This window comes from Paraburkholderia sp. SIMBA_054 (genome assembly GCF_046534875.1).
Lineage (GTDB): Bacteria > Pseudomonadota > Gammaproteobacteria > Burkholderiales > Burkholderiaceae > Paraburkholderia > Paraburkholderia hospita.
Genome location: NZ_JAWRXV010000129.1, coordinates 1 through 7,955, shown reverse-complemented (window position 1 = coordinate 7,955; position 7,955 = coordinate 1). Strand labels below are relative to the sequence as shown.

Here is a 7,955-nt window from a genome sequence, read left to right as displayed (position 1 = left end):
GGGAGTCTGCCTATCCGGGCCCCCCTTTCCGCGAGCGATCGTGGGATCTCCTCAACATTACGGATTGCTCGACATTAATCAAGTAACGCTATGCATAACGTTACTTGACGAAGATGGAATTTACGATCCAGGTCAATTTAATGATCGCCTTTTGCTTGGGTTAAAGGGCGCCATGAGCGAGGCAGAGCTTCATATCCTCAAGGGCCGGCTGCAAGGCGGGATCAAGAACAAGGCACGCCGTGGCGAACTGGAAGTGCCCTTGCCTATCGGGCTTGTGTATCACCCGAATGGCTCAGTCACACTCGATCCTGATCAACAGGTCCGTGGCGCGCTGCAGTTGCTGTTCGACACGTTTCGGCAAGCTGCGTCAGCTACCGCCACGGTCAAGCGATTTCGCCAGGAGGGATGGCTGTTCCCGCGCCGCATCCGTCGGGGGATTGGCAAGGGAGATCTGATCTGGGGGCCGTTGGAACATTGTCGCGTCATCCAGATACTGCATAACCCCCGTTATGCGGGCGCCTTTGTATATGGCCGCACACGCGGAGCGTATCGTCCGGGACGTAAGTCCACGGCGCTTAAGGTTGACCGAGAGAATTGGCAGGTGTTAATTCAGAAGGCTCATCCAGGTTTTATCGATTGGGAGGAGTTCGAACGCAACCAGGCGACGCTTAAAGAGAATCTAACCGGATTCGGACGCGACCGACGAGGCAGCATGCCACGCGAGGGCGTTGGGCTCCTGCAGGGGCGTGTCGTGTGCGGAGTGTGTGGCGCACGCATGCGAGTACGGTATCAGGTCGTCGGCAACAAGCTTGAGCCGTACTATATGTGCACTGAGAATCCGGTGCGTCGTGCCGGCAAACCCTGTCAGTCTGTTCGCGGAAGCGCCATCGATGACGCGATAGGCTCGCTGCTTCTAGAGAGTGTCGCACCGGCCGCTCTCGAGGTCGCGCTAGCTGTCGAAGACGAGATATCAGGGCGCGTCAAACAGGCCGCCGATCAACGTCAGAACCAACTGGCCCGAGCGCGCTACGATGCCGAGCTCGCGCGCCGTCGATATATGAGTGTCGATCCGACCAATCGGCTTGTCGCTGACATGCTCGAAGCGGACTGGAACGAACGTCTGCGTGTGCTGGACGGATTGCAACAGGAGAACGAACGACTCCAGAACGCCGATCATAAGCTGTTAAGCAGCGACGCGCGAACCCAGATTCGGGCGCTCGCCGAGGACTTTCCTTGCGTCTGGAATGACCAGCGAGTCGCGCCGGTCGAGCGCAAGCGCATGGTCGCCTTGCTCATTGAAGACGTCACCTTGGTCAAGTCCGAACGCGTCGCAATCCATGTACGCTTTCGCGGCGGCCGAACTACCTCATTAGAGATCGATAAGCCCAAGCCCATCGCACTGATTCGGAAGACGCTGCCGGAAGTCGTTGCGAAGATCGACGAACTTCTCGAAACCGGCTCGGACCGACAAGTCGCCGAACAGCTTAATGCGCTCGGGTATACAAACTGGAAAGGCGAAACGTTCACGCACAAGAAGGTCTACCTCGTACGTACCGCCTACCGGCTCAAGAGCCGGTTTGAGCGCCTGCGTGAACGCGGCATGGTGACAGCCAACGAACTCGCCGCACAACTCGGGGTCTGCCCGACTAGCATCCACCTCTGGGCCCGGCGCGGGCTGTTGCGTCAGCATCGCTACGGTAATCTGCATCGGTGTCTCTATGAGCCCGTCGGCGACGTCGTCCTAGTCAAAGGACAAGGGGGCCGCTACAGTTCGACTCAACCGACGTTTATCGCTGTTCCACCAACCGCACAAGGTGCAGTATGAAGCGTACGCCTTGTCCTGCGGACGATATACGCGTGCAGGAAGGAATGACGTGCGGTAGTGACGCGCAAAGTCCAGCACGGTGTCGCCGGCGCGAGGTTCATAGCGGTCGGGATCGGCAATCATCGCGCGCGGGTTATCCGGCACGATCAGCTGCGGCACGCCACCATAGAAAGTCAGCGCACGTGCGATGCCGCCCAGCCAGTCGTCCATCGTTTCGGCTGGCGTCGCGCATGCGAACGTGTAACTCGATGCGCCCATGGCTGCCACGAAGATGTGCGCGCGGCGTCCAGTCGTCAGCGGCAACGTGGGGCCGGCGAAGTCGACAAACAGTTTCTCGCCGGCGCGGTGAATCTGACGCATCGAGCGCTTCAGGCGTTTCGTGAACGCCTTGTAGTGCTCGCAGAACTGCGTATAGCGGTAGGTCTGCCGGTCCGCGAACTCGGCCTGGTACTCCTCCCACAGCAACGTCAGCGTCATGCCCTTGCGACGCAGCTCCTGGTGGATGCGTCCGTAGTCGGGCTGGGCGTAGCCTGCTGGCCCCGTGGGCTTGCCGAGGAGCCGCCGCTCGAGGTCGCCTTCATCCATATCGCAGGCGCTTGCCCAGTCCAGCCCGGCGGCACCAGCCAGTCCTATGTACTTCGTGACCACGCCCTTGGATATGCCCAGTGACGCGGCGATCCGATCGTGCGAGAAACCGCCGTCGAATTTAAGTCGTAAAACGTCCTTGATCATGCGCATGTTCATCCGGTGCGCGGGCATGCTCTCTCCGGCAAAAGCCGGCGAGCATAGCCCGCGTAGTTGATGTCATGCGCAACGCCAATCCTGCCTTCCGGTCCGCTCGGTCACGTTCCCGAAATGCCCGGTCACGTTGCCGAAATCGCCGGTCACCATCCCGAAACGGCCGGTCACGTTCGTCCGAAATACGCAGGTCTGTAGGGGAAGTTCGAGATCTCGTCGCGTATTTTCGCTAAAGCTCTCCTGCACGAAACTTCTACATCGTGAATCGGAATCGTCCGATAGGACTTGCCGAAAGGGATTCGTATTCTCTGCGCCTCTATGTAGCGCGCGCTTAAGCTAGCGACAGAGCTTCGAACCGGACCGTTCGTCTCAATGCTCAACTACGCTTCGCGCCAAGGCTCACCGATACGCGGCCGGGAGGCATTGATGAAAACGACTTACCACGGGGTTTCGCGTAATCCGAACCGATCTGTTCCATACCAGGCTCCGAGCGTTGGTACTCACGTTATCGGGATCTTCGTCTTCGACGGGTTTTCGATGTTGCCGGCAGTGGAAGTCGTCGACGTATTCGACAAGGCGAATCAGGTCCTGGCTGGTGGGCATGACGACGCGCCTCGCTACAGGACGATTTTTGTTTCGAGCCACGGCGGTTGTGTGTCCAGTTCCGCATGTATCGACGTGTTGACACAACCGGCTGAGCAGTTTCGCTCCGCTCCGGCGGTCTTCGTCGCGAGCGGAGAAATGGCTGTGGACATTGCAAGAGATGTGACCTTCAATGAATGGCTTCGCGGGACAATGTCACAAATTGATGAGGTTTTTGTTATTGGAAACAGCGATGCTTCGCTGGCTGGCATCAGCGAGTCCGGCAAAACTTCTGCTGGTGACCTCCAACCTGTCGATCCGACAGGCAACAACACATCCGATCATGCATCGCGGTCAGCGGTGCGGCACTCGCTTGGATTGATCAGGCAGGACTTTGGTTTGTCCGTGTTGCGACGAGTGCTCGAACATCTTCCTGATACCGGATTGCCGGAATTCAATGCGATCGCAGCCAACAGTGCCAAGTCGATCAAGGAGAAGATCCACGAGAGCGCGCGGTGGATCACGCGCAACTGCAATAGGCCAATTTCGATTACGGTAGCCGCGCAGACGGCAGGGATGAGCGACCGCTCGTATTTGCGGCATTTTCGAGCGGAAATGGGATTGAAGCCGTCCGAGCATCTGCGACGGTCGCGCGTTGAGCTGGCTGCGGCCATGCTCACATCAAGTGACTTGCCGGTCGACAAGATTGCTCGGCGCTGTGGACTGACGAGTGGGGAATGTCTCGCGAGACTCTTTCGACAGGTTTGGGATATTTCACCGACGGAGTATCGGAACCGGTTGGTTTGAGGACATGACATCTGCCTCGCACTAGTTAAAAGGTGTGTCCTTTCATTGCTTCTTTCGTGATATACGCGATGCTTACACCCATTTCAAAAGCTACCGACTTCTTCTGCATTGCCAGTGCCGCATATATCTCACAGAACATCGTGTTTCACGATCAAATTGATTTTTCACACGTCGATGCTTTACTAGGCATCCTGGGTCTGACACTACCGTTTATCACATTTCAATTAACAAAGGTCTATCAACCTTTTCGAAACGATTCTGCGATCGTGAGCACTGCCCGGACACTGGTTGCATGGCTCGCAGCTCAACTCGTTCTCGCAACTCTGTCTAATCTGTACCCCGGCACCGCCCTCCGAAACATTTGGCTGCTTTGGTGGACAGTCATCGCCGCGTGCGCACTTATCGTCGGTCGATGTGCCATTAAAGCACTACCAATCCTTTTCCGTTCCTGGTGGTTCTCTCCTTCCCGAATCGTCATCGTGGCACCGTCGGGCGCCAGTGGCAAACTCATTGAGCGCATTGCCATTCAAACGCGAGACACATTCACAGCGGAGTTGATCTTCGATCCGTCACTTACGCGCGATACGATGATCGATCGTATTCCGGTCGTCCACAAGTTTCAATCGCTAGTTGATGTTGTTCGGACCCAAAAGCTGCGGGAAATCTGGGTCCTGAACTCCCCGTTCCGACCCGTTCCGATTGAACCTCTACTTCATGAATTCAAGCACGAATTCGTCAATATCCGTGTACTGCCACTATTAGACGAATGCGGACCGATAAAGTCCTATGTCGGTGATTATCGCGGCATTCCCTTTTTAAACCTTAAGGTGTCTCCGGAACGTGGCTGGAGCACTGTTGGAAAGGAGATATTCGATCGCATCTTCGCCTTGTGTGCGCTATCGTGCCTTTCACCTCTATTCGTCGCCATCGCGTTCGCCGTGAAACTATCTTCCCCAGGGCCTGTTCTGTTCCGACAGTACAGGAAGGGAATGAATGGACATGTATTCTCAATCTATAAATTTCGGACAATGTATCAAGGAGCGGATATACCAGGGACTATCGTTCAAGCACAGAAGGGTGATGCACGTGTCACTAGAATTGGACGATTTTTACGCAGCACCAGTCTCGACGAACTTCCTCAGTTTCTTAACGTTTTGAGCGGCGATATGTCGGTGGTCGGACCTCGGCCGCATGCGGTCGAACATGACGAATATTACAAAGATCTAGTCCAAGACTATATGTTTCGATATCGTATAAAACCCGGCATTACTGGACTGGCGCAGATCAACGGTTTTCGCGGTGAAACCGCGCAACTCGAAAAAATGGAAGGGCGGGTTAAACTAGACGCCTACTATATTCAGAATAGGTCATTCTGGATGGATATAAAGATCATTACGCTAACCATGATCAAAGGTTTTTCAGGAAAAGCAGCCTATTAAAATTTTCCCCTATAATTCATCACGTTAAATCTAATCCAATGTCCTCTCTTTTTCGGGTTGAATTCTCCGAGTAGGCGAGGAGGTCACCCCCCTCACCCCTCACAGACCCGGACGAGCCCAATTAAGGCATCCGGTTCTTCATCATGCAGATTCGCTCACGGTTTGGCGTAGCGATGGACAATTCGAGGCTGCGGTAACGGGAATAGTTGGAGTATTCGCGTGAAGGCAACCCATGGCAGGGAGCGCTCGTTCGACCTTCTCGACAACCACTTTCGCCAGATGCGCGCGACCTGATAAGGCAAGGTCGCCAGGCGCTCGTAGTTCCCGCTGAGGCCAAAATACGCATAGTGCCCCTTAAGCATCCGACTCAAGCGCTGATGCTGATCGCGAAGCGGCCGGGTCCGCATGCTACGGCAAACCTGGCTGATTGCTTTGAGCGTACGCGCGACGCGATCTTTGGCGGTCAATTGCCGCACCATTGCCCGGCCCTTCTCCGAAGTCACCCACACGTGGGTGAAGCCGAGGAAGTTGAAGGTCGTGGCCAACGGCTTCTGCGAATCATTGTGACCGGATTGAGGTTGGAAGCGGAAATCAATCATCCGGGTTTTGTCCGGATGCAATTCCAGGCCGTACTTGCCTAGTCGCTTCTCCAGCACCCGCCAGACACGCTCCGCATCGTCTTTGTGCGCGAGTATCACGACGAAGTCATCCGCGAAACGAACCAGAGTGCTCGGACCACGAAGGCGCGGTTGCACCTCAGCAGCAAACCATTCATCCAGAACATAATGCAGAAACACGTTGGCAAGGCAGGGTGAAATCACCCCGCCCTGGGGGGTCCCGGAGTCAGGATAAAACAGCTGACCATCCTCCAGTACGCCCGCTTTCAGCCACTTGTCAATCAACCTTCTAACTACACCATCGGTGACTCGTCTGGCTAGAAGCGCTCTGAGTTTGGCCTGGTCGATGCTGTCGAAGTATTTCCGAACATCAACGTCCAGCACCCACTGCCCACCCCGGTACATAATCCCCCTCCACACTGCCCGCAATGCCTCGTGAGCACTACGACCAGGTCGGAAACCGAACGAACAGTCTTGAAAGTCCTGTTCGTAGATCGGCTCCAGAAGCATGGCGATGGCGCGTTGTGCCACCTTGTCTTCGAAGGAGGGAATGCCGAGCCCACGACGCCCGCCGTCCGCCTTTGCAATGAAATGTCGACGGACTGGCTGCGCGTGGTACCGGCCTGACTTCAGTCGGTCGACGAGCCCGAGAAGATTCTGCGTAAGATTCACCGCATAATCCTCCCCGGACTGACCATCAACCCCGACAGCACCGTCCTTACGCGTGCAGTCGTAGGCATACCTCACCCACTCAAAGTCGATGTACTGATTTAACGAGGTGAACGCCATTTGGGGATTACTCCTCGCCAGCATGGCTATTCGTTCCTGTTTCGTTGACACGCTTTCAGGTTTCAAAGCACCTCCGTGTTTCCCACGAACGATTCTGCAACGACGACGCCCCCCTTTCCATCGACCGGGTCCGCTTGAGCGGCGTTCCCCGGCGTCATCAGGTGAGGCTCACCAGACCGACCGGGGTCCGAGAGCAGGGCAAAGGCCATTACGGCTCACACAGTACAGTCCCCAGTATTTGAAAAGTGAAGACACCAACGGTTGCTTCATATCGAGGCTCAATCACACGGCTTAAGTACCCGCTGCCTACGCTTCAAGTAGTGCGTTACCGCACTCGCATGCAAGGCTCGCTTCCGGCTGGTAGTTAGCCTTTGCCGGGAGGGAGTCGAACCCTCTGGATTCCAATGACTGGTTTCTGTCACATACGACTTCCTCCAATCCCAGGCTTCGCCTGGCGCTATCAAGCTTGAAGTGCAACACCCTGACGCGTATAAGGTGTTGCCACGAAAAAACGATACAAACAACTGCAACCTGAAGAGCGGCTGACGATTGTCAGCCAGTATCCATAAGGCCCAAACATACGGGCCATAGCCCGTATGTTTGGGCGTTAACCTGCAACCGTGGAGCCACGAACTGGTTCGCAAGTAGCTTTTCAGACTTAACGCAGCACGAATATCCGACAGTTTTCTAAATTTTTTATAAGAACGCAAGTTTCCGAAAACCGTCTAGTTTCAACTGAATCAGCGCTTCTCTGCTTGTCATATGTTGATTGCTCTTGTCATGAGAGAACATCGAGCGCTCAAAATTCCGTTTATTCTCACCTCAATTCACGTTTGAGGCGTACCTAACCGCGGCCGTACGTATCTTCAAAGCGAACAATATCGTCTTCGCCCAGATACGCACCGGACTGCACCTCAATGATCTCAAGCGGTATTCGTCCTGGATTCTCAAGACGATGAGTAACACCAAGCGGGATGTAGGTCGATTCATTCTCTGACAGCATGAAACTTTCTTCGCCCCGAGTTACGAATGCCGTACCGCGTACGATGATCCAATGTTCAGCGCGATGATGATGCATTTGCAGGGCGTTGTTGCATAAATCGGGTTTGAAGACAAAGGCGGTCGTGTGATCTTGAATTCAGGCAATGCGAGAGGATT

4 protein-coding genes and 2 pseudogenes are annotated in these 7,955 nt (G+C 55.2%); 3 read left to right on the top strand and 3 right to left on the bottom strand.

All coding sequences use genetic code 11. The annotated features are described in order from the left end of the window. Positions 1-40: 40 nt before the first annotated feature. The gene (locus SB822_RS53920) at positions 41-1,825 is read left to right on the top strand and encodes a recombinase family protein (protein WP_410858694.1); all 1,785 of its coding nucleotides are present in this window, start codon (positions 41-43) and stop codon (positions 1,823-1,825) included. Positions 1,826-1,831: 6 nt separating this feature from the next. Here the strand turns inward: SB822_RS53920 and istA are convergent. Next, a pseudogene (istA, locus tag SB822_RS53915) lies at positions 1,832-2,563 on the bottom strand (IS21 family transposase); the annotation flags it as partial. Between the two features lie 426 nt (positions 2,564-2,989). Between istA and SB822_RS53910 the strand changes: the two are divergent. Further along, positions 2,990-3,952, top strand: coding sequence for a helix-turn-helix domain-containing protein (locus SB822_RS53910; protein WP_410858693.1), 963 nt, complete (start codon positions 2,990-2,992; stop codon positions 3,950-3,952). 68 nt (positions 3,953-4,020) lie between these two features. Then, on the top strand, positions 4,021-5,391 hold the full coding sequence (locus tag SB822_RS53905) for an undecaprenyl-phosphate glucose phosphotransferase (RefSeq protein WP_410858692.1): 1,371 nt from the start codon (positions 4,021-4,023) through the stop codon (positions 5,389-5,391). 155 nt (positions 5,392-5,546) lie between these two features. On the opposite strand, the gene ltrA is transcribed toward SB822_RS53905, so the two are convergent. Further along, on the bottom strand, positions 5,547-6,797 hold the full coding sequence (gene ltrA / locus SB822_RS53900; protein ID WP_410858691.1) for a group II intron reverse transcriptase/maturase: 1,251 nt from the start codon (positions 6,795-6,797) through the stop codon (positions 5,547-5,549). Positions 6,798-7,641: 844 nt separating this feature from the next. Beyond that, positions 7,642-7,884, bottom strand: a pseudogene (locus tag SB822_RS53895) (cupin domain-containing protein); the annotation flags it as partial. Positions 7,885-7,955 lie beyond the last annotated feature (71 nt).